Origin of the sequence: Stenotrophomonas sp. RS-48, assembly GCF_030053245.1 — a bacterium.
GTDB lineage: Bacteria > Pseudomonadota > Gammaproteobacteria > Xanthomonadales > Xanthomonadaceae > Stenotrophomonas > Stenotrophomonas maltophilia_P.
Genome location: NZ_JASGBV010000018.1, coordinates 12,332 through 37,209, shown reverse-complemented (window position 1 = coordinate 37,209; position 24,878 = coordinate 12,332). Strand labels below are relative to the sequence as shown.

20 protein-coding genes are annotated in these 24,878 nt (G+C 68.3%); 9 read left to right on the top strand and 11 right to left on the bottom strand.

Going from position 1 to position 24,878, the window contains the following annotated elements; genetic code table 11:
- Positions 1 to 52: 52 nt before the first annotated feature.
- Complete coding sequence (locus tag QMZ25_RS04145) at positions 53 to 1,015, bottom strand: TerC family protein (protein WP_053517229.1); 963 nt, start codon at positions 1,013 to 1,015, stop codon at positions 53 to 55.
- Positions 1,016 to 1,365: 350 nt separating this feature from the next.
- Between QMZ25_RS04145 and QMZ25_RS04140 the strand changes: the two genes are divergently transcribed.
- A complete protein-coding gene (locus tag QMZ25_RS04140; RefSeq protein ID WP_283219174.1) occupies positions 1,366 to 2,535 on the top strand; it encodes a class I SAM-dependent rRNA methyltransferase in 1,170 nt (389 codons plus the stop codon).
- Between the two features lie 128 nt (positions 2,536 to 2,663).
- Entirely contained in the window at positions 2,664 to 3,905 is a 1,242-nt protein-coding gene (locus QMZ25_RS04135; RefSeq protein ID WP_053517232.1) for a dipeptidase, read from the top strand.
- A gap of 51 nt (positions 3,906 to 3,956) precedes the next feature.
- Here QMZ25_RS04135 and QMZ25_RS04130 read toward each other — a convergent pair whose 3' ends face one another.
- The 3 genes from QMZ25_RS04130 to QMZ25_RS04120 form a co-directional block, all read right to left on the bottom strand.
- Entirely contained in the window at positions 3,957 to 5,384 is a 1,428-nt protein-coding gene (locus QMZ25_RS04130; protein ID WP_053517233.1) for an amino acid permease, read from the bottom strand.
- Positions 5,385 to 5,557: 173 nt separating this feature from the next.
- Positions 5,558 to 6,187: a leucine efflux protein LeuE gene (gene leuE / locus QMZ25_RS04125; protein WP_053517234.1), complete on the bottom strand. Its 630-nt coding sequence runs from the start codon at positions 6,185 to 6,187 to the stop codon at positions 5,558 to 5,560.
- 15 nt (positions 6,188 to 6,202) lie between these two features.
- Positions 6,203 to 7,174 carry a LysR family transcriptional regulator gene (locus tag QMZ25_RS04120; RefSeq protein WP_065182141.1) on the bottom strand — a complete coding sequence of 324 codons (972 nt, stop codon included), beginning with the start codon at positions 7,172 to 7,174 and terminating at the stop codon, positions 6,203 to 6,205.
- 91 nt (positions 7,175 to 7,265) lie between these two features.
- On the opposite strand from QMZ25_RS04120, the gene QMZ25_RS04115 reads away from it, so the two are divergent.
- Complete coding sequence (locus tag QMZ25_RS04115) at positions 7,266 to 8,273, top strand: zinc-binding alcohol dehydrogenase family protein (protein WP_065174064.1); 1,008 nt, start codon at positions 7,266 to 7,268, stop codon at positions 8,271 to 8,273.
- A gap of 72 nt (positions 8,274 to 8,345) precedes the next feature.
- On the opposite strand, the gene QMZ25_RS04110 is transcribed toward QMZ25_RS04115, so the two are convergent.
- On the bottom strand, positions 8,346 to 8,951 hold the full coding sequence (locus QMZ25_RS04110) for a glutathione S-transferase N-terminal domain-containing protein (protein ID WP_283219173.1): 606 nt from the start codon (positions 8,949 to 8,951) through the stop codon (positions 8,346 to 8,348).
- A gap of 50 nt (positions 8,952 to 9,001) precedes the next feature.
- Between QMZ25_RS04110 and rmuC the strand changes: the two genes are divergently transcribed.
- The 3 genes from rmuC to QMZ25_RS04095 all read left to right on the top strand — a co-directional run bounded on the left by rmuC (position 9,002) and on the right by QMZ25_RS04095 (position 11,640).
- Positions 9,002 to 10,564 (top strand): DNA recombination protein RmuC, encoded by a 1,563-nt coding sequence (gene rmuC, locus QMZ25_RS04105; RefSeq protein ID WP_253118417.1) that lies wholly within the window; start codon positions 9,002 to 9,004, stop codon positions 10,562 to 10,564.
- A gap of 71 nt (positions 10,565 to 10,635) precedes the next feature.
- Positions 10,636 to 11,025 (top strand): hypothetical protein, encoded by a 390-nt coding sequence (locus QMZ25_RS04100; RefSeq protein WP_283219172.1) that lies wholly within the window; start codon positions 10,636 to 10,638, stop codon positions 11,023 to 11,025.
- A gap of 69 nt (positions 11,026 to 11,094) precedes the next feature.
- The gene (locus tag QMZ25_RS04095) at positions 11,095 to 11,640 is read left to right on the top strand and encodes a glutathione peroxidase (protein WP_283219171.1); all 546 of its coding nucleotides are present in this window, start codon (positions 11,095 to 11,097) and stop codon (positions 11,638 to 11,640) included.
- Positions 11,641 to 11,698: 58 nt separating this feature from the next.
- On the opposite strand, the gene QMZ25_RS04090 is transcribed toward QMZ25_RS04095, so the two are convergent.
- Genes QMZ25_RS04090 through QMZ25_RS04065 form a run of 6 tightly spaced genes read right to left on the bottom strand, consistent with a single transcriptional unit; the run spans position 11,699 to position 15,785 of the window.
- Positions 11,699 to 12,703 carry a VacJ family lipoprotein gene (locus QMZ25_RS04090; protein WP_283219170.1) on the bottom strand — a complete coding sequence of 335 codons (1,005 nt, stop codon included), beginning with the start codon at positions 12,701 to 12,703 and terminating at the stop codon, positions 11,699 to 11,701.
- 1 nt (position 12,704) lies between these two features.
- Positions 12,705 to 13,016: an STAS domain-containing protein gene (locus QMZ25_RS04085; RefSeq protein ID WP_053517244.1), complete on the bottom strand. Its 312-nt coding sequence runs from the start codon at positions 13,014 to 13,016 to the stop codon at positions 12,705 to 12,707.
- A complete protein-coding gene (locus tag QMZ25_RS04080; RefSeq protein WP_053517245.1) occupies positions 13,006 to 13,668 on the bottom strand; it encodes an ABC transporter substrate-binding protein in 663 nt (220 codons plus the stop codon). The genes QMZ25_RS04085 and QMZ25_RS04080 overlap by 11 nt, the downstream gene beginning before the upstream one ends.
- A complete protein-coding gene (gene mlaD, locus QMZ25_RS04075) occupies positions 13,665 to 14,189 on the bottom strand; it encodes an outer membrane lipid asymmetry maintenance protein MlaD (protein WP_053517247.1) in 525 nt (174 codons plus the stop codon). The genes QMZ25_RS04080 and mlaD overlap by 4 nt, the downstream gene beginning before the upstream one ends.
- Before the next feature lie 58 nt (positions 14,190 to 14,247).
- A complete protein-coding gene (locus tag QMZ25_RS04070) occupies positions 14,248 to 14,997 on the bottom strand; it encodes an MlaE family lipid ABC transporter permease subunit (protein ID WP_065174057.1) in 750 nt (249 codons plus the stop codon).
- The gene (locus tag QMZ25_RS04065; protein ID WP_065174056.1) at positions 14,997 to 15,785 is read right to left on the bottom strand and encodes an ATP-binding cassette domain-containing protein; all 789 of its coding nucleotides are present in this window, start codon (positions 15,783 to 15,785) and stop codon (positions 14,997 to 14,999) included. Before QMZ25_RS04065 ends, QMZ25_RS04070 begins: the two co-directional genes overlap by 1 nt.
- Before the next feature lie 190 nt (positions 15,786 to 15,975).
- Between QMZ25_RS04065 and recC the strand changes: the two genes are divergently transcribed.
- The 3 genes from recC to recD are packed head-to-tail and all read left to right on the top strand — an operon-like array spanning position 15,976 to position 24,874.
- Entirely contained in the window at positions 15,976 to 19,326 is a 3,351-nt protein-coding gene (recC, locus tag QMZ25_RS04060) for an exodeoxyribonuclease V subunit gamma (RefSeq protein ID WP_283219169.1), read from the top strand.
- Positions 19,323 to 22,997, top strand: coding sequence for an exodeoxyribonuclease V subunit beta (gene recB, locus QMZ25_RS04055; RefSeq protein WP_283219168.1), 3,675 nt, complete (start codon positions 19,323 to 19,325; stop codon positions 22,995 to 22,997). Before recC ends, recB begins: the two co-directional genes overlap by 4 nt.
- Positions 22,994 to 24,874, top strand: a complete 1,881-nt coding sequence (gene recD, locus QMZ25_RS04050) for an exodeoxyribonuclease V subunit alpha (protein ID WP_262218820.1) — start codon at positions 22,994 to 22,996, stop codon at positions 24,872 to 24,874. The genes recB and recD overlap by 4 nt, the downstream gene beginning before the upstream one ends.
- The last annotated feature ends 4 nt before the right edge of the window (positions 24,875 to 24,878 follow it).

Below are 24,878 nucleotides of genomic sequence, written 5' to 3'. Positions count from 1 at the left end.
GAGTGGAAGCGGCCAGCGGGACAATCCCGCTGGCCATGTCTGCCAGCCGCGATCAGGCCTGGCCTTCGCCTTCCTTGGGCGGGTACTTCAGGCTCAGCACGACGGTGGCGGCAATGATCAGCGCGACCACGCCCAGCGAGACCGGGGTCGGGATCTTGAACAGGTCGATGATCATCATCTTGATGCCGATGAAACCCAGCACCAGTGCCAGGCCGTACGGCAGCAGGTGGAACCGGTCGGCCATGCCGGCCAGCAGGAAGAACATCGCACGCAGGCCCAGTACCGCGAACACGTTGGAGGTCAGCACGATGAACGGATCGGTGGTGATCGCGAAGATCGCCGGAATGCTGTCCACCGCGAAGATCACGTCGGTGACGGCGATCAGGATCAGCACCGCGAACAACGGGGTGAACCAGCGCACGCCGTCGCGCTTCACGCTCAGGGCGTTGCCGGCGTACTCCGGCAGCAGGCGAAGGTGCTTGCGCATCCAGCGCAGGGCCGGGTTGCTCTCCAGGTCCGGCTCCTGTCCGGCGGCAAACCACATCTTCCAGCCGGTGAACAGCAGGAAGGCGCCGAACACGTAGAGCAGCCAATGGAACTGGCTGATCAGCACGCTGCCGGCGAAGATCATGATCGTACGCAGCACGATCGCGCCCAGGATGCCGATGATCAGCACCTTCTGGCGCTGCTCCTCCGGCACCGCGAAGTAGCTCATGATCATCAGGAAGACAAAGATGTTGTCCACCGCCAGCGCCTTCTCGACCAGGTAGCCGGTCAGGAACTCGAGACCGACCTTGTTGGCCACGACCTGGCCGGCCGTCTCATTCAGGTAGTACCAGAGGCCGGCGTTGAACAGCAGGGCCAGCGCGACCCAGCCGATGGACCACCACAGGGCCTCCTTGAAGGTGACCTTGTGCGGGCCACCATGGCGCATCAACACGAGGTCGACCAGCAGGGCGATGACCACCACCGCTGCGAAGCCGCCCCACAACCACATGTTACCGATCGTCTGCATTGGGAATGTCCGTTGGAAAGATGAATGCCAGGCCGGACGGCGAGGATCTGCAACGGAGGATCGGGAGGGGATCCAGGGACAGAGCTTCGCCAGTACGGCGAAGGTCTCGCTCGCAGTTCCAGTCGGCTGGAACTGCCGTTGCACCGGAGCCTGCGGGCTCGAAATGACGGCGACAACGTCTGGGAGCTACTCCCCTTCTGGCGCCGATTCTGCGGCCTGCCGCGTCCGCCGTCAAATGCCCGGGCACCGGGGTCGGATCCCCGCAGGGACCCCGAGCCCATGTTCCCGCCAGAGAGGGGTCAGAGCCCCTGCGGGGATCTGACTCCCGGCGGCCGGTTTACAATAGGTGGATGAATACCCCCCTTCCCGTTGTCCGCCTCAAGAACGCGTGGCGCTCCAGCCACCCGTGGATCTTCCAGAAACTGGTCGAGAAGCCGACCGTCCGGCCCAAGCCCGGTTCCCTCGTCGACGTGGTCGGGGTGGACGGGGAATTCATCGGGCGCGGGTTCTACAACGGGCACTCGCGCATCGCCGTGCGCATTCTTGAAACCCATCAGGCCGTTGCGGTTGATGCCGGCTGGTTCTCGCGCAAGATCGCCCAGGCAGTGTCGCTGCGCCGTGAGGTACTCAAGCTCGACGCGGTGTCCGACGCCTGGCGTGTCGTGCACAGCGAAGGTGACGGTCTGTCCGGCCTGGTGGTGGACCGCTACGGCGACCTGGTGGTGGTCGAGTTCTTCGCTGCCGGCATGTTCCGCCACCGCGAATGGATCTACGATGCGCTGCGTGAGCAGTTCCCCGGCTGCCGCTTCCACAGCTTCGCCGACGAACACGTGCAGAAGCAGGAAAGCTTCGATTTCCACGGCAACACCACCACCGAAGCGTCGGTGATCACCGAGTACGGGATCAAGTTCCGCGCCGATCCGGCCGGCGCGCACAAGACCGGCTTCTTCGCCGACCAGCGCGAGAACCGGCAATGGCTGAGCCAGCAGGTGGAAGGCAAGAGCGTACTCGACCTGTGCTGCAACACCGGCGGCTTCGCGGTCTATGCAGCCGCACGCGGGGCCTCGGACGTGGTCGGCATCGACATCGATGAAGACGTCATCCAGATCGCCAAGGGCAATTCGCGCCTGAACAACGTGCGCCCGAAGTTCATCCAGTCCGACATCTTCCCGTGGCTGCGCGATGCCGCCAACCGCGGTGAGCAGTACGACGTGGTGATCCTGGATCCGGCCAAGATGACCCGCGACCGCGACCAGGTGATCAATGCGCTGAAGAAGTACCTGGACATGAACAAGCTGGCGCTGGGCGTGGTCAAGCCCGGTGGCCTGTTCGCCACCTTCTCCTGCACCGGCCTGGTGGCCGAGGACCAGTTCCTGGACATGCTGCGCCGTGCGGCCTATTTCTCCGGCCGCACCCTGCAGATCCTGAAGGTTGCCGGTGCCGGCGCGGATCATCCGTTCATGGCCCACGTGCAGGAATCGCGTTACCTGAAGGCGGTGTTCTGCCGCGTGGTTGATTGACCGCGTGGCGCTGTAGAGCCGAGCCCACGCTCGGCTGATCTGTCTGGCAGCCGAGCATGCGCTCGGCTCTACAAATTGGCCGGCCGCAGCGCTATGGTCGGGTTCTTCCCATTGCCGGTAGGAACCTCATGCCGTCGTTGCGCCGTCTGTCCGTGCTGCTTGCCCTGGCGCTGAGCGCGCCGCTGACCGCCCATGCCATCGAGTTCAGCGCGCAGGAGCTTGCGCGTGCCAAGACATTGCAGCAGCGCCTGCTGACGCTCGACAGCCACCTGGATACGCCGGCCAACTTTGGCCGCACCGGCTTCGATATCGAACAGCGCCATGATCGCAACGCGCTGTCACAGGTGGACTACCCGCGCATGGTCGAGGGAGCACTGGACGGCGGGTTCTGGGCGATCTACACCGACCAGGGCGACCGCAGCGCCGCCGCCCACCTGGCCGAGCGCGATCACGGCCTGCAGCGCCTGCTGGAAATCCGCGAGATGGTGGCGGCAAACGGCGATCGGTTCGCTCTGGCCCTGACCGCTGACGATGCAGCGCGGATCAAGGCCGCCGGCAAACGCGTGGTCTACATCAGCATGGAGAACGCCAGCCCGCTGGTGGCCGACCCCAGCCTGCTTTCGTTCTATCACCGTGCCGGCCTGCGCCTGCTGAGCACGGTGCATTTCGCCAACAATGAGTTCGCTGATTCTGCGACCGATCCGAAGGGACCGGAGTGGAAAGGCCTGAGCCCGGCCGGCAAGGCGCTGGTGCGCGAGGCGGTGAAGCTCGGCATCGTCATCGACCAGTCGCATGCCTCCGATGCTGTGTTCGACGATCTGCTGGCGATGATGCCGGTGCCGTTCGTGCTCTCGCACAGTTCAGCCAAGGCGGTCTACGACCATCCACGCAACCTCGACGACGCGCGGCTGAAGAAGCTGGCCAAGGCCGGTGGTGTGATCCAGGTCAACGCCTATGGCGGCTATCTGATCGACACCGGCAAGACGGCCGAGCGCAAACAGGCCGAAGAAGCACTCAGCCGGCAGCTGGGAGGCTGGGAAGGCATGGGCATCGAGCAGGGCGTGGCCCTGTTGAAGGCCGAACAGGCACTGGACCACGAACACCCCGTCCGGCACGCCAGCCTGGAGGACTTCTTCGCCCACTTCGAGCACATCCTCCAGGTGGTCGGGCCCGAACACGTGGGCATCGGCCTGGACTGGGACGGCGGCGGCGGCCTGAGTGACCTGCCCGATGTCAGCCAGCTGCCGAAGATCACCGCGTGGCTGCTGCGCAAGGGATACACGGAACAGCAGATCGCCGGCATCTGGGGCGGCAATCTGCTGCGGGTGATGCGGCAGGCGCAGGACTACGCCGCCAGGCAGGGCGGGTAACCGCCCCGCCCGGGCCGGATCTGCGCCGGGCCGTGCCCGGCGCGGTCTGGATCAGCGCGCGATCAGCGCATGGCGGCGGCTGTACAGGAAGTACAGCACCAGGCCCGCGACATTCCACAGCAGGAAGTACAGCTGCGTGGTGTGCGGCAGGCTGATGAACAGGTAGATGCAGCCCAGCGCAGCCAGTGGCCCGACGATGAAGGCCAGCGGCGTGCGGAAGGTCCGCTCGCGGTTCGGTTCACGCACGCGCAGCACGACCAGGCAGATGCCTACCGCAGTGAACGCCGCCAGGGTGCCGGCATTGGCCAATGCCGCGATCTCGTCCAGGCGTGCCACGCCGGCCAGGGCCGACACCACCAGCGCGGTGAACAGCGTGGTGGCCACCGGCGTACCGGTGCGCGCGCTGACCTTGGACAGGCCACGCGGCAGCAGGCCATCGCGGCTCATGACGAAGAAGATGCGGCTCTGCCCGTACAGGAAGGCCAGCAGCACGGTCGGCAGGGCGATGATCGCGATGACACCGATCACCATCGCCGCGGTCGGGTGGCCGAGCTGGCGCATGATCAGCGCCAGCGGCTCAGCACTGTGGCCGAACACCGCGTAGCTCATCGCACCCACGGCGGCCAGCGCCACCAGCACGTAGACGATGGTGCAGCCGATCATCGAACCGATGATGCCGATCGACAGGTCGCGGCCCGGGTTCTTGGTCTCCTCGGCAGCGGTGGAGATCGCGTCGAAACCGTAGAAGGCGAAGAAGATGATCGCGGCGGCCGCCATCACGCCTCGCTCGACACCATCCGGACCCAGTGATTTGGCGAAGCCATACGGCATGAACGGCTGCAGGTTGCTGCTGTCGAAGGCCGGCAGTGCCACTGCCACGAAGATGGCCAGCGCGATCAGCTTGAACACCACCAGGATCGCGTTGAGGGTCGCGCTCTCCTTGGTGCCGGCCATCAGCATCAGGGCCACCAGCCAGGTGATGACGATCGCCGGCAGATTGATCATGCCGCCTTCCACGTGCGGACCCGCGGCCAGCGCGGCCGGCAGGGTCACGTCCCAGCCGAACTGGGTGTGGACCCACTCCAGGAAGCCGACGAAGTACCCCGACCAGCCCACGGCCACCGTGCTGACCACCAGCGAGTACTCCAGGATCAGGCTCCAGCCCACCACCCAGGCGAACACCTCGCCCAACGCGCTGTAGCTGTAGGTGTAGGCACTGCCGGCGGCCGGCATCATCGTCGACAGCTCGGCGTAGGACAGGGCCGCGCAGGCGCAGACCGCACCGGCGATGGCGAAGGAGATCAGGACGGCCGGGCCGGCGAGATTGGCACCGACGCCGATCAGCGTGTAGATGCCGGTACCGACGATGGCGCCGATGCCCAGCGCGATCAGGTGCGGCCAGCTGAGTGTCGGGACCAGTCGCCTGCCGGCTTCATGGACGGTGACGGAATCTAGGGACTTGCGCCGGAGCAGGGACATGCAGGCCTCGGAAGGGGTGACTGATAACGACAAGTCTCCGAGTGTGACCGAACGCAGCGCAGCATTACCACTGACGGGGGTCATGCCTGGCGCAGCGCGCGCATGACCGCGACGACACTGCCGGAATCAGCACAAAGGCTGCGGAACGGGCCCGACGCCCGTCGCCGTGCCGGTCAGCCGTTCAGTCCCAGGCGGATGCCGAAGCCGACCAGGAACACTCCGGCCACGCGCCGCAGCGCGTCGCTGACGCGCGGATGCTGGATCAACCGGCGCCGCGCCAGGTTGCCGACCCAGATCAGCAGCGAGCAGTAGGCGATGCTGACCACGAAGATGATCCCCGCCAGCGCGACGAAGGTGGCGATGCCCTGGTGCGCCCTGGGGTCGATGAACAGTGGCAGGAAGGCCATGTAGAACAGGATCGCCTTCGGATTGAGCAGGCTGACCAGGATCGCCTGCTGGAAGTAGCGGCCCGGCTGCATGCGGATCGGGCCGGCATCGCCGCCCTCCTGCCTGGGCGTGCGCAGCAGGCTGATGCCCACCCACACCAGATAGGCCGCGCCCAGGTACTGCACGGCGTGAAAGACCAGCGGGTTGGCCTTCAGCAGGGCCGCCACGCCGGCCAGGGCCAGCCACATCAGGATCTGGTCGCCGACCAGCAGGCCTGCCAGTGCGGTGTAACCACCGCGCACCCCGCCCCTGCCGGTGGCGGTCAACAGGGTGAACGTGCCAGGCCCGGGCAGGGCGAGGAACACCAGCACGGCGACCAGAAACGTCCACAGGTCCTGGATGCCCATCCACGGCATGGCGGTGTTCTCTCGCTACGGGGAGCCGGTATTGTCGGCCAGTGCCGCGCGCTGCGACAGGGGGCCGCCGCCGCCCTCGGGCATGCCCGACAGCAGCGGTTGCAGGTGCTGGCGCAGTTGCGCATGCAACTGCCGCACCGCGGGCGAGAACTGCTTGCGGTGCGGGCAGACCAGCTGCAGTGGGATGTGGCTGCCCACACCGCGAAGCAGCAGCTGCAGGCGCCCGGCGAGCACGTCCTCGCGCAGGTCCAGCCAGGACTTGTAGGTGATGCCCTCACCGGCCACCGCCCAGCGCCGCACCACATCGGCGTCGTCGCACACCAGCGGGCCCTGTACCGGGATCACCACGCGACGGCCGTCGACCTCGAAGGCCCAGCGGTCGTAGGCGCGACCACCGAGCTGGTAGGCCAGGCAGTCGTGCTCGCGCAGATCCTCCAGCCGCTGCGGCGTGCCGCGCCGCTGCAGGTAGCCGGGCGACGCCGCCAGCACGCGCCGGTTGCCTTCCAGCAGGGGCAGGGCGACATAGCTGGCATCATCGAAGTGCCCGATGCGGATCGCCACATCGACCGGATCGCGGAATACATCGGCCACTTCGTCGGACAGGCGCAGATGCAGCCGCAATCGCGGATGCATCGCACGGAACCGGGTCAGCCACGGCAGCAGCAGGTTGCGTCCGAAGTCCGACGGGGCAGAGAGCCGCAGCGTGCCATGCAGCTCGGCATCCTCGCCCTGCACCCGGGCCTGGCCTTCGCGCAGGGTCGCCAGCACCTCCTGCGCGTAAGGCAGGTACAGCGCGCCTTCGGCGGTCAGCCGCAGGCTGCGGGTGGTGCGCACGAACAGGCGCAGGTCCAGTTCGCGCTCGAGCCGGGCCACGGCGGCGGCGACCTGTCCGGGCAGCAGGTCGGCCTCGCGCGCGGCCTGCGAGAAGCTGCCCAGTGCGGCGGTACGGACGAACAGCTGCAGGTCGTCGAAGCGGATCATTTTCATTGCAGGAGTGAAAGTCCTGCCCGATTGTGCGCCTTTCCGGCGGACCGTGCGCGGCGCACGCTGTGGCCTCCTTTCCCACTGGACCGCTGCCATGCGCGCCATTGCCTATTCCCATGCCGGCCTGCCGATCGACGATGCACAGGCCCTGATCGATATCGACCTGCCGCTTCCCCAGCCGGGCCCGCGCGACCTCCGGGTGGCGGTGCGCGCGGTGGCGGTGAACCCGGTCGACACCAAGGTCCGCCGCAACATGGCCACCGATGGCCCGCGCGTGCTCGGCTGGGATGCCGTCGGCATCGTCGATGCGGTGGGCGGTGAGGTGACCTTGTTCCAGCCGGGCGATGCGGTCTACTACGCAGGCGTGATCGACCGGTCCGGCAGCAATGCCGAGTACCAGCTGGTGGACGAGCGCAGCGTGGGCCGCAAGCCGGCCAGCCTCGATGATGCGGCCGCCGCAGCCCTGCCGCTGACGGCGATCACGGCCTGGGAGCTGCTGTTTGATCGCCTGCGCATCGCCGAGGGCGCAGGCGAGGGCCAGACCCTGCTGGTGATCGGCGCGGCCGGTGGCGTCGGCTCGATCCTGGTGCAGCTTGCGCGTCGCCTGACCCGCTTGACCGTGATCGGCACCGCCTCGCGCCCGGAGACGCAGGACTGGGTGTACGCGATGGGCGCGCACCATGTGATCGACCACAGCCAGCCACTGGCCGAAGGGCTGGCACGGCTGGGCATCGCGCAGGTGGAGCATGTCGCCAGCCTGACCCACACCGACCAGCATTTCGCGCAGATCGTGGAGGTGCTGGCGCCACAGGGCCAGTTGGGGCTGATCGACGATCCTGGCCAGCTGGATGTGATGGCGCTCAAGCGCAAGGCGCTGTCGCTGCATTGGGAATCGATGTTCACCCGCCCGCTGTACCGGACGCCGGACATGCAGCAGCAGCACGTGCTGCTGAACCGCGTCGCGGACCTGGTCGATGCCGGCGTGCTGCAGACCACGCTGGGCGAGCATTTCGGCCGCATTGAAGCGGCGAACCTGCGCCGCGCGCATGCCGTGCTGGAGAGTCACCGCGCCAAGGGCAAGATCGTTCTCGAAGGCTGGTAGAGGCCTGTCTGCCTCCTGCAGAGCAAAGCATGACCCGGCCCTGCAGGAGGCCTCGCGGTACGTACCGCTGCCTCAGGGGTCACCGTTGTCGACGTGTTCGGCGAACCCGGGTCGCGACCGCAGGCGGTCAAACCAGGCGTCAACGCAGGGCAGCGCGGGCCTGGCGCCGGGGGTGCTGCGCCAGCGCTGGGTGGACAGGCCTAGCACGATGTCAGCCAGGGTGAAGTGGTCGCCGGTGACATACGCTCCCGTGCCGGCCAGCTGGGCATCCAGCAGACCCATGAGCTCATTCCAGCGGGCCAGGCCGGCCTCGGCCCGGTCGTCGTCGGGATAGTCAGGATGCTGCCGCACGCGTGCCATGAACACGTGGCGCCAGGCGGTGTTGAGGTCGGTCGCCTGCCAGTCCATCCATTGCTCGACCTTCGCACGCGCCTGCGCATCTGCCGGCAGCAGGTCAGCGCGTCCGGCGCGGGAGGCCAGGTAACGGCAGATGCTGTTCGATTCCCACAGCACGAAGCCGCCGTCGCGCAGCACCGGCACCTGCTGGTTCGGATTCAGCCCGGCCAGCCGCCGTGCCGACGGTGCCGGATCGTGCTCGATGGCCAGCCTGAGCTCGGCGCACAGCCACAGCACCTTGCGTACGTTGATCGACGTGGGCTTTCCGAACAGCGCGAGCATGACCGGGGCGGGACGCAGCAGTTGAGACTGGCCCAGCCTACACTGGTGCCATGCAAACCGAATCCCTGCTCATCGCCGGCCTCCTGTTGGTCGTACTCATCCTGCAGCTGGTCGCCCTGCTGCGCCGCCCACCGCATGATCGGCTGGAGCAGGCCGTACGCGAGGAGGCGCGGACGGGCCGCAGTGAACTGCGCGAACAGTTGGATGGCTTTGCCCGGGCGCTGACCGACCTGTCGACCCGCACCGACCAGCGCCTGGACCTGCTGCGCGAGGCGCTGGGCGAGGATGCACGCAAGGCACGCGCCGAAGCCGCCGACAGCCAGCAGCGCAGCGGCGCCCTGCTGGCGCAGCGGCTGCAGGAACTGCGAGGCCAGCTGGAGAGCTTCGGCCAGCAGCAGGAGGCGCGCATCCATGCCTTCGGCCAGCAGCTGCAGGAACTCACCGGCCGCACCGATGCCCAGCTCGGCGCGCTGCGCCAGACCCTGGTGGACGATGCACGCAAGGGCCGCGAAGAGGGTGCACTGTCCCAGCAGCGCCTGACCGATAGCCTGGGCCTGCGGCTGCAGGAGCTGACCCAGCGCAATGAACAGCGCATCGCCGAGATGCGCGCCACTCTGGAAGAACAGCTGCGCGCGCTGCAGAACGACAACGCCCAGAAGCTGGAGCAGATGCGCCACACCGTCGATGAGAAGCTGCAGTCGACGCTGGAAACACGACTGGGGCAGTCGTTCACCCTGGTCTCCGAACGCCTGGAGCAGGTGCAGCGCGGGCTGGGCGAGATGCAGCAGCTGGCCACCGGCGTCGGCGACCTCAAGCGCGTGCTGACCAACGTCAAGAACCGCGGCAGCTGGGGCGAAGTGCAGCTGGAGAACATTCTCGAGCAGACCCTAACCCAGGAGCAGTACGCGCGGGGCGTCAAGGTCCGTCCAGACAGTGGCGAGATGGTCGACATCGCCGTGCGCCTGCCGGGCCGCAGGAACGACGACACGCCGGTATGGCTGCCGATCGACTCCAAGTTCCCGCGTGAGGACTATGAGCGCCTGCTCGATGCGCAGGAGCAGGGCGATGCCGAGGGCGTGCGCCTGCAGGGCATCCAGCTTGAGCGCGCGGTGCGGGTGCAGGCCAAGTCGATCTGCGAGAAGTACATCGTGCCGCCGCACACCACGGATTTCGCAGTGATGTTCCTGCCTACCGAAGGCCTGTACGCCGAAGTGATCCGGCGTCCGGGCCTGGTCGACGGCCTGCAGCGCGATCACCGCGTGGTCGTGGCCGGGCCGACCACGGTCACCGCTCTGCTCAACAGCCTGCAGATGGGTTTCCGCACGCTGGCCATCGAGCAGCGGTCCAGCGAGGTGTGGAGCCTGCTGGGGGCGGTGAAGAGCGAATTCGGCAAGTTCGCCGGCATCCTCGAGAAGGCCGAGAAGCAGATCAGCACCGTGGGCCGCAGCATCGGCGACGCCAGCCGCAAGACGCGCACCATCGAGCGCAGGCTGCGCGGAGTGGAATCGCTGGCCACCGAGCAGGCGCAATCGCTGCTCGGCGACCTGGGCGAAGGGGATGCGGAAGGCAGCGGTGAGGATGACGGAAGTGAAGGCGGGACCGACGCCCGCTGAGCGACGCAGACACCCTGCCGACGGGGGCGATGCGTATGCTGGCGGCCTGTCCATCGCCAACAGGTACCGCCATGCGTTTCCACCTTGCCGCCAGTGCCGCCCTGGCCGCAGTGCTTGCTGCATGCAGCAGTACACCGCCTGCCACGCAGGCCGGTGATGCCCGGCCAAGCCCGGAGGCCGCGCAGGCCTACCAGGACGCGCGTGATGTGGACTGCCAGGCCGCCGGCGGCACCCTGCAGCCGCTGGGACGGCTGCAGCGCCTGCAGTGCGTGATTCCATACGCCGACGCAGGAAAGACCTGCAGCAGCAAGCGTGACTGCACCGGCCAATGCCTGGCCAGCGACGGCATCGCCGTCGGCACGGCAGCCACCGGCACCTGCCAGCGCGACGTGAGCCAGAACTTCGGCTGCCGTCAGCGCATCGACGACGGCAAGGCACAGGGCACGCTCTGCGTGGATTGAGGCGTTCCGGCGCAGCCACGCGGCGCTATGCTGATGGGCCATTCCCCGCTGTTGCCGGAGCACCCCCGCGTGAGCACCCCGATCCAGGACATTCCCCTCACCACCATCGACGGCCAGCCGTCCAGTCTTGCCGATTACCAGGGCAAGGTGCTGCTGCTGGTCAACGTCGCCTCCAAGTGCGGCCTGACCCCGCAGTACGAGGGCCTGCAGGCGCTGTATGCGCAGAAGCAGGCACAGGGGCTGGAAGTGCTCGGTTTCCCGGCCAACAACTTCCTTGGCCAGGAGCCGGGCAGCGAGGCGGAGATCCAGCAGTTCTGCCAGCTGACCTACGATGTCACCTTCCCGATGTTCGCCAAGATCAGCGTGGCCGGCGATGACACGCACCCGCTCTACCAGCAGCTGATCGCCGCGCAGCCGGAGGCCATCGGCGAAGGCCCGCTGCGCGAGCGACTGTCCAGCAAGGAGATTCCGATCCACCCGGCGCCGGCGGTGTTGTGGAACTTCGAGAAGTTCCTGGTGGGCCGCGACGGCGCGGTCATCGCCCGCTTCGCGCCGGATGTGGCCGCCGATGATGCGCGTCTGCGCGAGGCCGTCGACGCCGCACTGGGCGCCTGATCGCCCGCAATGAAAAACCCCGCCGAGGCGGGGTTTTTTCATGGGGTGCCGACAGGATTCAGTTGCCCCACTGCGGCATCGGCATCGCATCGATCGGGATCGGCGAGTTGGGATCGTCCTGGCCGCGGTTGCGCTTGCCACGCAGATCGTTCTCGATCTGGTAGTTGCGACGTTGCAGCCACGCATCGCGGACCAGCGCGTATTCGTCCACCGCCGAACTGCGCAGATCGTCCACCGCCAGCAGCTGCGCGCGGCTGTCGACCAGCTGCAGGCCCTGCAGGCCGACGCGGACCTTGTCCTCTTCGATGTTGCGGATCGGCGAGAGCGGCATGTCGCCGGCCAGGCCGAACACATCACGCACGGTGCGGGGACCGAAGAACGGCAGCTCGACGTAGCGCGAGCGACGCCAGCCCCATGCACCCAGCGTCTGGCCGAAGTCTTCCTTGCGGTTGGCGACCATCGCCTTGCTGGCCGGATCGAACAGGCCACCGATACCCAGCGTCGAGTTCATCAGGAAGCGACCCAGCGTGTCCCAGGCATCATCCGGACGGCCCTGCAGCAGCTGGTTGACGATCGTTACCGGCGAGCGCAGGTTGCTGAAGAAGTTGCTCACACCGGTGCGGGCAAAGCGTGGCACCACGTGGGTGTAAGCCGTCGCCAGCGGTCGCGCGACGGCATTGTCGACCGCCACGTTGAACCGGTGCACCTTGCGGTTGAACGGTTCCCACGGGTCGTAGGCCACCGCGTTGCCAGCCGCACCGTCGGCGCCGTACAGCGCGTCGAAATCATCGTCGCCGCCGGGCTGCGCAGCGGCAGCCGAGGCACTGGTTCCAGCAGACGCGTCCGTGGCCGGAGGCGTATTGGCCGTGGCCGTTTCGCCGCTGGCCACGGGGGTGGGCTCCGCTGCCGGTGCGGGGGCATCGGTGGCGGTATCGGTGGCGGCGGTCGGGCTGGCCGGAACCAGCGTATCGGCAACCGGCGCATCGCTGCGCGCGGGCTTGCCGGCACAGGCGCTGAGCGCGGCGGCCAGGACGATCAGGGGGAGAGCGCGTACGACGTTCATGTCAGCTCGCAGCAGAAGTAGCGTTGAAATCCAGGTCGGGCGACAGCCGGTAGGCTGCGCTCAGTTCGTTGTAGCCGGCGGGCATGCCGGAGATCACCAGGGGGTGGCCGGCCTTGCGCGCGCGCGCGGCCAGCTCGGCCAGCAGGGCCAGGCCGGCGCTGTCCACGCGCTCGACCTCGCCCAGTTCCAGCCGTGCCAGCTGCGCCGGCAACGCCTGCAGCTGCGGCCACAGTGCAATGACAGCGGCACGATCCAGCGCCCCGCGCAGGCGCAGGGTGCCGCCTTCCAGCAGTGCCAGCGCGTTACTTGCCATTGCCGGCCGGTCCGGCCTGGATGCTGCCGCTGTGCAGTTCGTTGGCCACCTGTCGGATGCCCTTCTGGCGCAGGGGACTGTCGAACTGGTTGCGGAAGGTCTGCACGTAGGAGATGCCCTCGATGTTGACGTCGAAGATCTTCCACTGGCCGTTCACGTTGCGCATCCAGTACTCGACGGGCGTCGGTTCGTTGCCCGCACGCACCAGCTCTGTGCTCACGCGCACGCCGCGGTTGCCGGGCAGCGGGCTTTCACCCTTCAGGCGGAAGCTCGGCCTGCCCTGGATGTTCAGCAGGGCCGAACCGTAGCGCTGCATCAGGCTGTCGGCCATCGCATCGGCGAACAGCTTGATGTCCGCATCCGACGCGCCGCGTGCATGCGTGCCCAGCACCAGGCGCGCCGCGTAGTCGCGGTCGAAGGTGCGGTTCAGTTCGCTGTCGATGTAGGAGCGCAGGCTGGACGGATTGCTGCTGAACTCGCTCTTGCGCTGCTGCAGGGTGGACAGGATGCGGCTGCTGGCATCGATCACCACTTTGCCGGCCTGGGCCTGCGGAGCGGCGGCAGCGGGGGCCGCGGCCTGCGCCTGGGCGAGCAACGGGGTCGCCAGCAGCAGCGAGGACGCGAGCAGGGCCGGGATCAGTTTCATCTTCATGGTTGCGGTTCCTTTGCAGGCGCCTGTGCGCCATCGTTGGGCTTCGGGTCTGCGCCGCCGCCGGCGCCGCCACTGAACATGTACTTGCCGACCAGCTGGATCAGGTCCACTGCCGGCTGGGTGAAGACGATCTCCTCACCGGGCTTGAGCACTTCCGGATCACCACCGGGCTGAAGACCGATATAGCTCTCGCCCAGCAAACCACTGGTGAAGATGCCGGCCGAGGTATCCGCCGGCAGGTCCTTGACCTTGCTGTCCATGCGCAGGGTCACGATGGATTCGAACTTGACCGGGTCCAGGTCGATCGCGGCAACCTGGCCGACGGTAACGCCGCCGATCTTGACCGGCGCCTGCTTGCGCAGCTGGCCGACCTGGGAGAAGCGCGCCTTCAGCTCGTAGCCGTCACCGCCCCAGCTCCAGCGCTGGTTGGTGGAAGCCACGGCCAGCACCAGCAGCGACGCCAGGGCCAGCAGCAGGAATGCGCCGACGGAGAATTCGAGTCTGGGACCGCGGATGGCCATGGGGAGTACCTGATCGAGTCGTTGTGGCCGCGCGCACCGCGCACCGCCGATGGAAGGGTTAGGTGAACAGCATTGCCGACAGCACGAAGTTGAACATCAGCACCAGCAGGGAGGCATTGACCACCGCACGGGTGGTGGCCACCGAAGTGCCTTCGATGGTCGGCTCGGCGTGGAAACCGACATAGGCGGCGACCAGGGCTGCAGTGCCGCCGAAGATCGCCGACTTCAGCATCGCCACGCCGAAATCGTCCCAGAAGTCGACACTGTTGCGCAGCGCCGACCAGAACACGCCATTGTCCAGGCCGAGCACGTGCACCGCTTCGAAGTAGCTGGCGCTGATCGCCAGCGAACAGAAGATGCCGGTCAGCAGCGGCACGGTCAGCACGGCTGCCCAGAAGCGCGGCGCCACGGCCTTGGCCACCGGGTCGATCGCCATCAGCTCCAGTGCCTTGATCTGGTCGGTGGCGCGCATCAGGCCCAGTTCGGCGGCGATCGAGCTGCCGGCACGGCCAATGAACAGCAACGCGGTCAGCACCGGGGCCAGTTCACGGTAGAGCGACAAGCCGAGCAGGGTCGACAGGGCATCGGCCGCGCCGAAGGTGGTCAGCGTGCGGTAGCCCTGCAGGGTCAACACCAGACCGACGAAGGCGCCGCCGACAGCGATGATCGGCAGCGAGCGCGCGCCGATCTTGTAGATCTCGCGGGTCAGTTCGGCCAGGAAATCACGGGTCGGCAGCGAACCGCGCAGCACGGTCAGCGAAAACAGGCCGGCGCGGCCCAGCGAGCGGGTGGCTTGGATGAAGGGCATCAGGCGACCCTCGCGCGCGGCTCGGCGTCGAACGGGATGGGGCCATCGGGCTGGCCGTGCAGGAACTGACGCAGCAACGGGTCCTGGCTGGACTGCAGCGCGTCGGGCGTGCCCTGGAAGACGATGCCGCCATTGGCGATGGCGATCACCTGGTCGCAGATCGGCAGCGTCTCGTGCACGTGGTGGCTGACGATGATGCTGGTCAGTCCCAAGCTGTGGTTGAGACGCTGGATCAGGCTCATGATCACCCCGGACGCGATCGGGTCCAGCCCGGTCAGCGGCTCGTCATAGATCATCAGCGGCGGATCCAGCGCCAGCGCACGGGCCAGCGCTACGCGGCGCGCCATGCCGCCGGACAGCTCGCGCGGCCAGGCATCGGCCGCGGCCAGCAATCCCACCGCGTGCAGCTTCATCTGCACCAGCCGGCGCAGCACCGCCGCCGGCAGGCGGGTGTGGGTGCGCAGCGGCAGGGCGACGTTCTCGGCCACGGTGAGGTCGGTCAGCAGGCCATTGCCCTGCAGCAGGACGCCGACGCTCTTGCGCATCTCCAGCAGCTCGGCGCTGCGGTGCGGGATCGGCTTGCCGAACAGGGTGATATCGCCGGCCGCCGGGCGCAGTTCGCCGGTCAGCGCGGCCAGCAGGGTCGACTTGCCGCTGCCGGAGGGACCGAGCACGGCGGTGATGCTGCCCTTCGGCACCTGCAGGGAAACGTCGCGCAGGATCGTGCGTCCGCTCCGGTCGATGCGGACGTTGGACAACTGCACCAGACTGGAGGTGGAAGCCGACATGGGCACCATTAACATTTTTTCGACATCGAAGGATCGGGTCAGCCGGCTGAACATAAGCAGACTGGACGGTGCAGTATTGTGGCACGGCAGGGCCCCGGGCAGGTCGGGACAATCGCCGGGCGACCCGGAACAATCCGTGCCGGTGACAGGTTTGACCATTGAATACTGCCAGCCGTGCTGCACACTGTGCATGATGAGTGACCCGGGCAGCGACTTCCGCCTCTACCATTCCAACTCGCTGGATGTGCTGGCCGCGCTGCTGGCACGCAACGTCCGTGCGCCGATGCCAGGGCAGCCGCTGCTCGCACCGGACGTGGTGCTGATCCCGCAGGTAGCGATGCGGCGCTGGCTGCAGGCGACATTGGCCGCCGAATACGGTGTCGCCGCCAACCTCGAATTCCTCACCCCGGGTGAGTTCGTCGCCCGTGCGCTCAACGCCAACGTCGATGGCGAAGCCGACGATCTCGATGCTGCCGGCCTGCACTGGCGGCTGTACCGGGCGCTGCGCGATCCGGCGCTGCTCGGGCAACCACCGATGCGCGCGCTGCAGTCCTATCTGGCCGGCAGCGATGGGCTGAAACCCTGGGCCCTGGCCGGCGAGCTGGCGTCGGTGTTCGAGAAATACCAGGCCTGGCGGCGCGACTGGCTGCTGCGCTGGGAGGCCGGGGCCGACCCGGCCGATCCCCAGGCGATCCTGTGGCGCGCCGTTGCCGGTGGGCATGGCTACCGCGCGCGCCGCATCCAGACCTACCTGGACCGCTTCGAGGGTGCCGGCCAGCCATTGCCGCAGGGGTTGCCGCCGCGCATGTCCGCATTCGCGACGCTCAACATCTCCCCGGACGTGCTGCGGGTCATGGCGACCCAGGCGCGGGTGGGCGAACTGCATTTCTACCTCCCCACCCCGGTGCAGTCGTACTGGGGCGACCTGCAGACCCTGGCCGAGCGGCTGCGCAGCGGCGCTCCCGATCCCTTCGGCGAAGCGGCGGGAGAACACCGCCTGCTGGAAGCCTGGGGCGCAGCCGGCCGCGACTTCATGGCAGTGCTGGGCAGCTATGAAGTGGTACACCCGGCCGGTGAGATCGCCGCCTACATCGACCCGGAAGACGACGCGCGGCCGACGATGGCCGACGGCGGCCTGTCCGACAGCCTGCTGCACCGCCTGCAGCGCGATCTGTTCCACCGTCGGGCGCTGCCGTCCGGCGAACTGCGTGATGGCCTGGCCGGCGATGATCCCAGCCTGCAGGTGCACGCCTGCCACACCCGCCTGCGCGAACTGCAGGTCCTGCACGACCAGCTGCGTGGCCTGCTTGAGGATGACCGCTTCGACCCGCCGCTGCAGGCCCGCGAGATCGCCGTGCTGGCGCCGGACATCGATCCCTACGTGCCCTACCTGGAGGCCGTGTTCGGTGGCCGCGGTGGCGAGGACGACCACATTCCCTACGCGTTGGCCGACAGCAGTCCGCTGGCGGGCGAACCGCTGGCCGATGTGTTCGTGCACCTGATTGGCCTGCCGGTCTCGCGGTTTGGCCTGAATGAAATGCTGGATCTGCTGGCCAGCGCGCCCCTGGCCGAGGCAGCCGGATTGGACGCGACCGACTTCGACCGCCTGCATGGCTGGCTGCAGCAGGCGGGCGCACGCTGGGGGCTGGATGCGGACCATCGCGCCCGGCACGGCGCGCCGCCGGATGATGCCTACACCTGGCAGTTCGCGCTGGATCGCCTGCTGCTGGGCCATGCCACCGGCAGCGATGCCGACCTGGCCGGCGTCGCGCCGTGGACCGGGCTGGAAGGTGGCGCGCTGGATGCGCTGGACCGCCTGCTGCGCCTGCTGCGGGTACTGGCCGCCTACCAGCGCCGTCTTGGCGAGACGTTGACTCCGGCGCAGTGGCGGCAGCGCCTGCTGTCGCTGCTGGATGCGCTGCTGCCGACCCCGCCCGGCTCACCCAACAGCCAGCGCGCGCTGGAGCGGCTGCGCAAACTGCTCAACCAGTTCGCCGAAGACGCAGACAAGGCCGGCTTCAGCGACGGGGTGCCTCCCGAAGTGATACGTGCGCATTTCGCCTCCGCCCTGGCCGAAGCCGACACGCGTGCACCGCTGCTGACCGGCGGCATCAGCTTCGGCCGCATGGTGCCGATGCGATTGCTGCCGTTCCGGGTGATCTGCGTACTCGGCCTCAATGATGGCGATTTCCCGCGTCGCGATCCGGCGGCCGGCCTGAACCAGCTCACCGCCGAACTGGACACGCCCCGACGCCGCCCGGGCGACCGTTCCACCCGCGAGGACGATCGCTTCCTGTTCCTGCAGCTGTTCGCCGCCGCACAGGACGTGTTCTACCTCAGTTACCTCGGCGCCGATCCGCGCGATGGCAGCGTGCGGGAACCGTCGGTGCTGGTCAGCGAGCTGATCGACGCCGTGGCGGCCTACCACCTCGATCCAGCCGCCGCCGCCGCGGCATTCACGGTCCGCCACGCGCTGCAGCCGTTCTCCCCCGCTGCGTTCGGCGATGGCGACCCGCGTCGCTTCAGCTACCGCCGGCAATGGCATCCGGCAGCCGGTCGCCTGGCCGGGCAGCGTGGCGGGCTGTCGCCGTGGTTCGACGCAGCGGCGCTGCCGCCGCCGGTCGAAGCTGCGGAGGAAGAGGAGCTGTCTCTGGAAAGCCTGCGCCGTTTTCTGTGCGATCCGGCTGGGCAGTTCCTGTCGCAGTCTCTGGGCCTTCGACTGGCCGATGAGGTCGAGGACGTCGTCGATCTGGAGCCGCTGGTGCTGTCCGCGCGAGGGCCGGACACGCGCAGTGTGCAGGCCGCGGTGGTGCGTGCCACCCTCACCGGCGATGACGACCCGCTCTACCCGAGGCTGCGCGCACGCGCGCTGGTGCCATCCGGCGCGCTGGGCGAGCGGCAGTTCGAGGTGGAACAATCGAAGACCCGCCCCTATGCCGACGCAATGCTGGGCTGGATGCAGGGCGTACAGCCGGAAAGCCGCCGCTATGAGGTCCAGATCGACGGCGTGCGCCTGCACGGCCGGGTTGCCGATCGCCATCCCGGTGGTCTGGTGCGGCTGCGCGCGGGCACGCTCAACGGCAACGCGGTGATCCGCCAGGGGCTGGACTGGCTGCTGGCCAATGCGGCAGGCGACGCGTTGCCGCTGGTCCAGTTCCACGACGGCGGTGACGCCGGTCAGGGTCCGCACGTCCTGCCGGCACTGTCCGTGCCCGCGGCGCGGGCCGCCCTGCGCGCGCTGCTGCAGCTGCGCCGGCGTGGCCTGCGTGAGCCGTTGTGGTTCGCTCCCTACACCGGCTGGGTGCTGTACACGACCAGCGGCGAGAAACAGCGCAGCGAGGGCTGGAAGCAGTGGCATGGTAGCGACCGCAGCTGGGGCGAATCCCGCAGTGACGCCTGGCAGTTGCTGATGCGCGGTGCCGATCCCTTCGCGGACGATGCCCGGTATGCCGAGCTGCTGCACAACAGCCAGGTGGTGTTCGGCGCGCTGCGCGAAGGCCGCGTGCCCGGCGCCGGTTCACATACAGAGGTCACCGGATGAACGCTACCGTGGCAGGCAGCCCCATCGAACATCCCGGTATCGACCCGTATCTCGCACTGCCCCTGGATGGCGTCCGCCTGATCGAAGCCAGTGCCGGCACCGGCAAGACCTTCACCCTGGCCACGCTGTTCACCCGGCTCGTGGTCGAGCAGGGCCTGCGTATCGGCCAGATCCTGTCGGTGACCTTCACCGATGCCGCGACCCAGGAACTGCGCAAGCGCATCCGTGAGCGACTGGCGCTGGCCGCGCGGATGGTCGACCTGCCTCCGGGCGACGGCGAGGCACCCGACATGCGGTTGACCCGGCAGATCCTGTGGCGCCATCTCGATGCCGGCAATGAGAGCGCGGCGGCGCTGAAGCGTCGCCTGCAGGTCGCTGCCGACGAAATCGATCTGGCCGCGATCTTCACCATCCACGGCTTCTGCACCCGCGTGCTGCGCGAGCACGCACTGGAGAGCGGCCACACCTTCGATCCTCCGGAGCTGCTGACCAGCGACCGCGAGCTGATGGAGGAACTGGCGGCTGACCTGTGGCGCGTGCACGCCAACGATCCGGCCACACTGGAGCCGCTGACCTTGTTGTGGTCGAGCCCGGACGCACTGGCAGGCGACCTGCGCGCGCTGCTGGCCGCACCGCCGCTGCATCCATTGCCATTGCCGACGCTGCCGGACGATCCGCGGCCGCGGATGCTGCAGGCCGCGCAGGTCCTCGCGTCCGCCATCGACTCCGGTCTTGATGCGGCCCGTGGGCAGATCGCCACGGCGTTCGAGAAGAAGGTCTTCGATGGACGTCGTGCCAAGCGGCCGAGCTTCGACAAGGCATTCTCCACCCTGGTCGCCGGGCAGGCCGGCGCGGACTGGTCACGCGATGGAAAACTCCATCTAGAGAAGCTGCTGCCCACTTCGATGCAGGCGCTCTGCCGGGACGATCAGCAGGGCGCATGCCCGGATGCACCCCTCTTTGACGCATTGCAGGCCTGGTGGGATGCCGCCGACGTGGTCATGTCGTGGCTTCGCCAGCGCGCGATCCGTTTCCTGCACGCCCTGCGCGCCGAAGCCGCGCAGCGACTGGCCCTGTTGAAACAGACGCGACGGGTGCAGACCTACGATGACCTGATCGACGGCGTGGCGCTTGCCCTGCAGGGGCCGCAACGGCTGACGCTGGTGCAACGGCTGCGCGCGCAGTACCGCATTGCCCTGGTCGATGAATTCCAGGATACCGATGACCGTCAATGGGGCATCTTCCACACCCTGTTCGGCGATTCGCCGGAGGTGCGCGAACTGGGACTGGCGCCAGCGCTGTTCCTGATCGGCGATCCGAAGCAGGCGATCTATGGCTTCCGCGGCGGCGACATCCATACCTACCTCAAGGCCAGGCAGGTTGCGCAGCCTGCGCCGGCACTGGACCAGAATTTCCGCTCGCGGCCTGCGCTGCTGCGCGTGCTGCAGATGCTGTACGACAACGGCGGTGAGGACGCCTTCCTCGAGCGTGACATCCGCTTCGAGCCGGTGCGGCCGGGCGGCGTACGTGCAGATGCGGATTACCAGCGTGATGGCCATGCCGCCGCAGCCCTGACCCTGCGCGTGCTGCGCAGCGGCGGTGACAGGCCGCTGGCTGCCGATGCCTCCCGCGAGGCAGCGACGCGGGCCTGTGTGGCCGCCATTCACCAGGTGCTGGTGGACGCGCGCGCCGGCAGGGCCCTGCTGCGTGGTCGCCCGGTGCAGCCGGCTGACATCGCCGTGCTGGTGCGTTCGCATCGCGAGGCCACGCTTGTACAGCGTGCGCTGGCGGCTGTTGGAATTCCCGCGGTGGCAGCCGGCAGGCAGAGCCTGTTCGCCACCAGCGAAGCCCGCGACCTGCGCGCGCTGCTGCTGGCCCTGCTGCAACCGGCCGACGAAGGCCGCCTGCGTACCGCGCTGGCCACCGTGCTGCTCAGCCAGCCTGCCAGTGCGATCGCAGCGATGGAACACGAAGGCGACCTGCAGCGGGGATTCCAGGCGCAGCTGCTGCACTGGCGCGAACGATGGCAGCGCGGCGGCCCGTTCGCGGTGATCGCCGACGTCTGCGCCGCACAGGGCGAACGCCTGCTGGCGCTGATCGATGGCGAGCGCCGGCTGACCAATTACCTCCAGCTCGGCGAGCTGCTGCAGGAGGCGTCGGCACAGGCGCTGGGCATGCATGGCCTGCTGGACTGGCTGCAGGGCCGGATGGCCAGCGCCGACCAGGACGATGAGCAGCAGCTGCTGCGCCTGGAATCGGACGCGCGCCGTGTGCAGATCATCACCCTGCACAAGAGCAAGGGCCTGGAATACCCCTTGGTGTTCCTGCCGTTCGTGGGCATCGAGCGCGGCGCGAACAACAGCGCTGCACACTGCACCGTGCATCTGGACGGCGAGCGCCAGCTGCACTGGAAGCTCGACAGGGACGAGGTGTGGGACGCCGTCAGCCGCCAGGCGCGGCACGAACAGCAGGCAGAGGACGCGCGCCTGCTGTACGTCGGCATGACCCGAGCCGAGCACGCGCTGTGGATCGCCATCGGTGACCTGGCCGGTCTTGCCAGGACCCCACTGGCGCCGTTGCTGGGCGACCTGCAGGCCCTGCGTGGGTGCGCCGATGTGCAGGTCGACGACAGCGAGCCGGTGGCGCAGCTGCCGCAGCTGGCGGTGGAAATGGACGGCGAACTTCCGGCAGTGCGCACGCAGGCGCGTCGCGTGCCCCACGACTGGTGGGTATACAGCTTCACCCAGCTGGCCCATGCCGATGCCGGCAGTGGCAGTGACATCGAGGCGGCCGCCACCGAACTTCCGGCGCCGGCGGCCGACGAACCGGTTGGCGCAGAGCTGCCCCTGGAGCCCGCGCTGCCGGATCCTGCCGCGACCGAAGAGGCCGCGCCGGTCGACCCGCGTTTCATGGGCAGCCGCTTCGGCAACGTGCTGCACGAAGCGATGGAGAACGTCGACTTCGCCGCATGGGGCGCCTGGCAGCCTGGCCAGGAAGCGCCGGAAGGCCAGGCCGCCGTGCTGCGCAAGGCATTGCGCGAAGAGGGCTATGCAGATGCGGACCTGGATGACGGCATCGCGGTGCTGGTGCCACTGGTCGGCCAGACCCTCATCGCGGAGCTGCCGGAGGGCGGCGCGCTGTACAGCGTGCCCGCGCAGGATCGTCGTGCCGAGATCGACTTCCACTTCGCCATCGAGCCGACCGCTGTGCCGGCGCTGCTGGATGTACTGCATGCCCATGGCATCGCCAGCGCGCGCCGGGGCTTCGGCCAGCGCCGCCGGCTGGAAGGACTGATGACCGGCATGATCGACCTCACCTACGTGCGCGATGGCCGCTGGTACGTGCTCGATTACAAATCCAACCGGCTGCCGGGCTACAGCCCCGACCTGCTGGCCATCGCCATGCGCCACAGCGAGTACGACCTGCAGGCCCTGATCTATACCGTCGCGCTGCATCGCTGGCTGCGCTTCCGGCTGGGGGCGGCCTACCGCTACGAACGCGACATGGGCGGCATCCGCTATCTGTTCTGCCGCGGCCTGGATGGCACTGGCAATGGTGTCTACACCGATCGTTTCCCGCTCGAACTGGTGGACGCGCTCGATGCGTTGTTCGCCGGAGGCAGGCAGGCCCAGGCCGAGCTGGCGGCACGCGCGCTTGGAGCCAGCGCATGAGCCTGCTCAGGGATCTGTACCGCAATGGCCAGCTGCGGACGATCGACCACGCCTTGGCCACCGGCCTGCAGCGCCTGCGCACGGACACCCCGGAGGACGTGGCCCTGGCGGCGGCCCTGGCCTCGCTGGCGGTATCGCTGGGGCATGCCGGTTTCGATCCGGCGCAGCCGCACCGGCTGCTGGAAGGCGTATCCGCCTGGCCGGCGCCGCAATCCTGGATCGAGCAGCTGCGCGCCTCGCCCTGGGTCGCGACCCCCGGGCGCGCCGATGCTGTCGCAGATGACGCCCCGCTGGTGATGGAGAATGGCCTGCTGTACCTGCGCCGCTATCGCGAGTACGAGCGGCAGCTGGCGGCAGGCCTGCAGCGCATCGGCGGCCATCCGCTGCCGGCGCCGGATCTGCCCGCGTTGGCGCCTCTGTTCGCACGGCTGTTCCCGCAGGCCCGGGATGCCGAGGATCATCAGGCGCGCGCGGCAGGCGTGACCCTGCGTCATCCCTTGGCGCTGGTGACCGGAGGACCCGGCACCGGCAAGACCACCACCATCGCGCGCCTGCTGCTGTTGCTGGCTGCGCAGGCAGCGCATGCCGGCCAGCCACCGCCGAAGGTGGCCTTGGCCGCACCGACCGGCCGCGCCGCAGAGCGGATGGCTGAAAGCCTGCGTCTGGCCGTGCAGCGGTTGCAGGAGGAGGGCCTGGACCCGGCGCTGTGCGCCGCATTGCCTACCACCGGTACCACCCTGCATCGCCTGCTGGGCGTCATTCCCGACTCGCCCCGTTTCCGCCACCACGCCGATAATCCGCTGCCGCTGGATGTGGTGGTGATCGACGAAGCGTCGATGATCGATCTGCCGATGATGGCCAAGCTGGTCGATGCCATCGCCAGCGGCACCCGCCTGATCCTGCTCGGTGATCCTGACCAGCTGCCCTCGGTCGAAGCCGGCGACGTGCTGGGCGCGATCCTGCGAGCCAGCGGTGATGGCATGGGCACGCGCGTCGATGATGCACTGGCGTTGCAGGGGATGTTGGCGGCACCGGCATTGCAGCCGCCGGCGCCGGTCCATGCATTCACCGGTCGGCGGGTGCAGCTGCAGCGCGGTTACCGGCAGAGCGACGCATTGGATCTGGCACCGTTGGCGCGTGCCGTCCGCGATGGCGACAGCGTCACCACGCTGCGACTGCTGCGCAGTGGCGAACTGTCGGGAGTCCGCTTCCACGAAGGGGAGCCGGATCCGCTGCGTGACCAGCGTGAGCATCTGCTGGGCCGCTGGCGTGCATTGGCCGATATCCGGGACCCGGTCCTGGCACTGCAGCAGGCCGGCCGCCTGCGCGTGCTGACCGCGCTGCGTGAAGGGCCGCAGGGAGCCCGTGGCCTCAACGAGCGGATCGAACAGCTGCTGGCCGGCACCACCCCGGGCTACTTCCAGGGGCGCCTGCTGCTGGTAACCGAGAACAGCTATCGGCATCGCTTGTTCAACGGCGATGTCGGCATCTGCCTGCGCGACAGCACGGGCGCGATGGTGGCGTGGTTCCCCGGCGACACCGCCGATCAGCCGCGCGCCTTCCATCCGGCCGCATTGCCGGCGCACGAGAGCGCGTTCGCAATGACCGTGCACAAGGCACAGGGCTCGGAGTTCGATGAGGTCTGGCTGCAACTGCCACGGCAGGACAGTCGCGTGCTGTCGCGCGAGCTGATCTACACCGGGCTGACCCGTGCCCGCCAGGTCCTGCATGTGGCGGCCAGTGCCGACGTGCTGCAGGCCGCGCTCAAGCGCCATGCCAGTCGAATCGGCGGCCTGGCCTGGCGGCTGGGTGCAGAAGAGGTGGCCGAACAACCAGCGCGCATGGAACAGCCCACGGTGCAGGGCCAGTTGTTCTGAACCG

Excerpts from the sequence above, each read along its gene's own strand:
- QMZ25_RS04145 (WP_053517229.1), bottom strand. The coding sequence starts at position 1,015 with ATGCAGACGATCGGTAACATGTGGTTGTGGGGCGGCTTCGCAGCGGTG.
- QMZ25_RS04140 (WP_283219174.1), top strand. The coding sequence starts at position 1,366 with ATGAATACCCCCCTTCCCGTTGTCCGCCTCAAGAACGCGTGGCGCTCC.
- QMZ25_RS04135 (WP_053517232.1), top strand. The coding sequence starts at position 2,664 with ATGCCGTCGTTGCGCCGTCTGTCCGTGCTGCTTGCCCTGGCGCTGAGC.
- QMZ25_RS04130 (WP_053517233.1), bottom strand. The coding sequence starts at position 5,384 with ATGTCCCTGCTCCGGCGCAAGTCCCTAGATTCCGTCACCGTCCATGAA.
- leuE (WP_053517234.1), bottom strand. The coding sequence starts at position 6,187 with ATGCCGTGGATGGGCATCCAGGACCTGTGGACGTTTCTGGTCGCCGTG.
- QMZ25_RS04120 (WP_065182141.1), bottom strand. The coding sequence starts at position 7,174 with ATGAAAATGATCCGCTTCGACGACCTGCAGCTGTTCGTCCGTACCGCC.
- QMZ25_RS04115 (WP_065174064.1), top strand. The coding sequence starts at position 7,266 with ATGCGCGCCATTGCCTATTCCCATGCCGGCCTGCCGATCGACGATGCA.
- QMZ25_RS04110 (WP_283219173.1), bottom strand. The coding sequence starts at position 8,951 with ATGCTCGCGCTGTTCGGAAAGCCCACGTCGATCAACGTACGCAAGGTG.
- rmuC (WP_253118417.1), top strand. The coding sequence starts at position 9,002 with ATGCAAACCGAATCCCTGCTCATCGCCGGCCTCCTGTTGGTCGTACTC.
- QMZ25_RS04100 (WP_283219172.1), top strand. The coding sequence starts at position 10,636 with ATGCGTTTCCACCTTGCCGCCAGTGCCGCCCTGGCCGCAGTGCTTGCT.
- QMZ25_RS04090 (WP_283219170.1), bottom strand. The coding sequence starts at position 12,703 with ATGAACGTCGTACGCGCTCTCCCCCTGATCGTCCTGGCCGCCGCGCTC.
- QMZ25_RS04085 (WP_053517244.1), bottom strand. The coding sequence starts at position 13,016 with ATGGCAAGTAACGCGCTGGCACTGCTGGAAGGCGGCACCCTGCGCCTG.
- QMZ25_RS04080 (WP_053517245.1), bottom strand. The coding sequence starts at position 13,668 with ATGAAGATGAAACTGATCCCGGCCCTGCTCGCGTCCTCGCTGCTGCTG.
- mlaD (WP_053517247.1), bottom strand. The coding sequence starts at position 14,189 with ATGGCCATCCGCGGTCCCAGACTCGAATTCTCCGTCGGCGCATTCCTG.
- QMZ25_RS04070 (WP_065174057.1), bottom strand. The coding sequence starts at position 14,997 with ATGCCCTTCATCCAAGCCACCCGCTCGCTGGGCCGCGCCGGCCTGTTT.
- QMZ25_RS04065 (WP_065174056.1), bottom strand. The coding sequence starts at position 15,785 with ATGTCGGCTTCCACCTCCAGTCTGGTGCAGTTGTCCAACGTCCGCATC.
- recC (WP_283219169.1), top strand. The coding sequence starts at position 15,976 with ATGATGAGTGACCCGGGCAGCGACTTCCGCCTCTACCATTCCAACTCG.
- recB (WP_283219168.1), top strand. The coding sequence starts at position 19,323 with ATGAACGCTACCGTGGCAGGCAGCCCCATCGAACATCCCGGTATCGAC.
- recD (WP_262218820.1), top strand. The coding sequence starts at position 22,994 with ATGAGCCTGCTCAGGGATCTGTACCGCAATGGCCAGCTGCGGACGATC.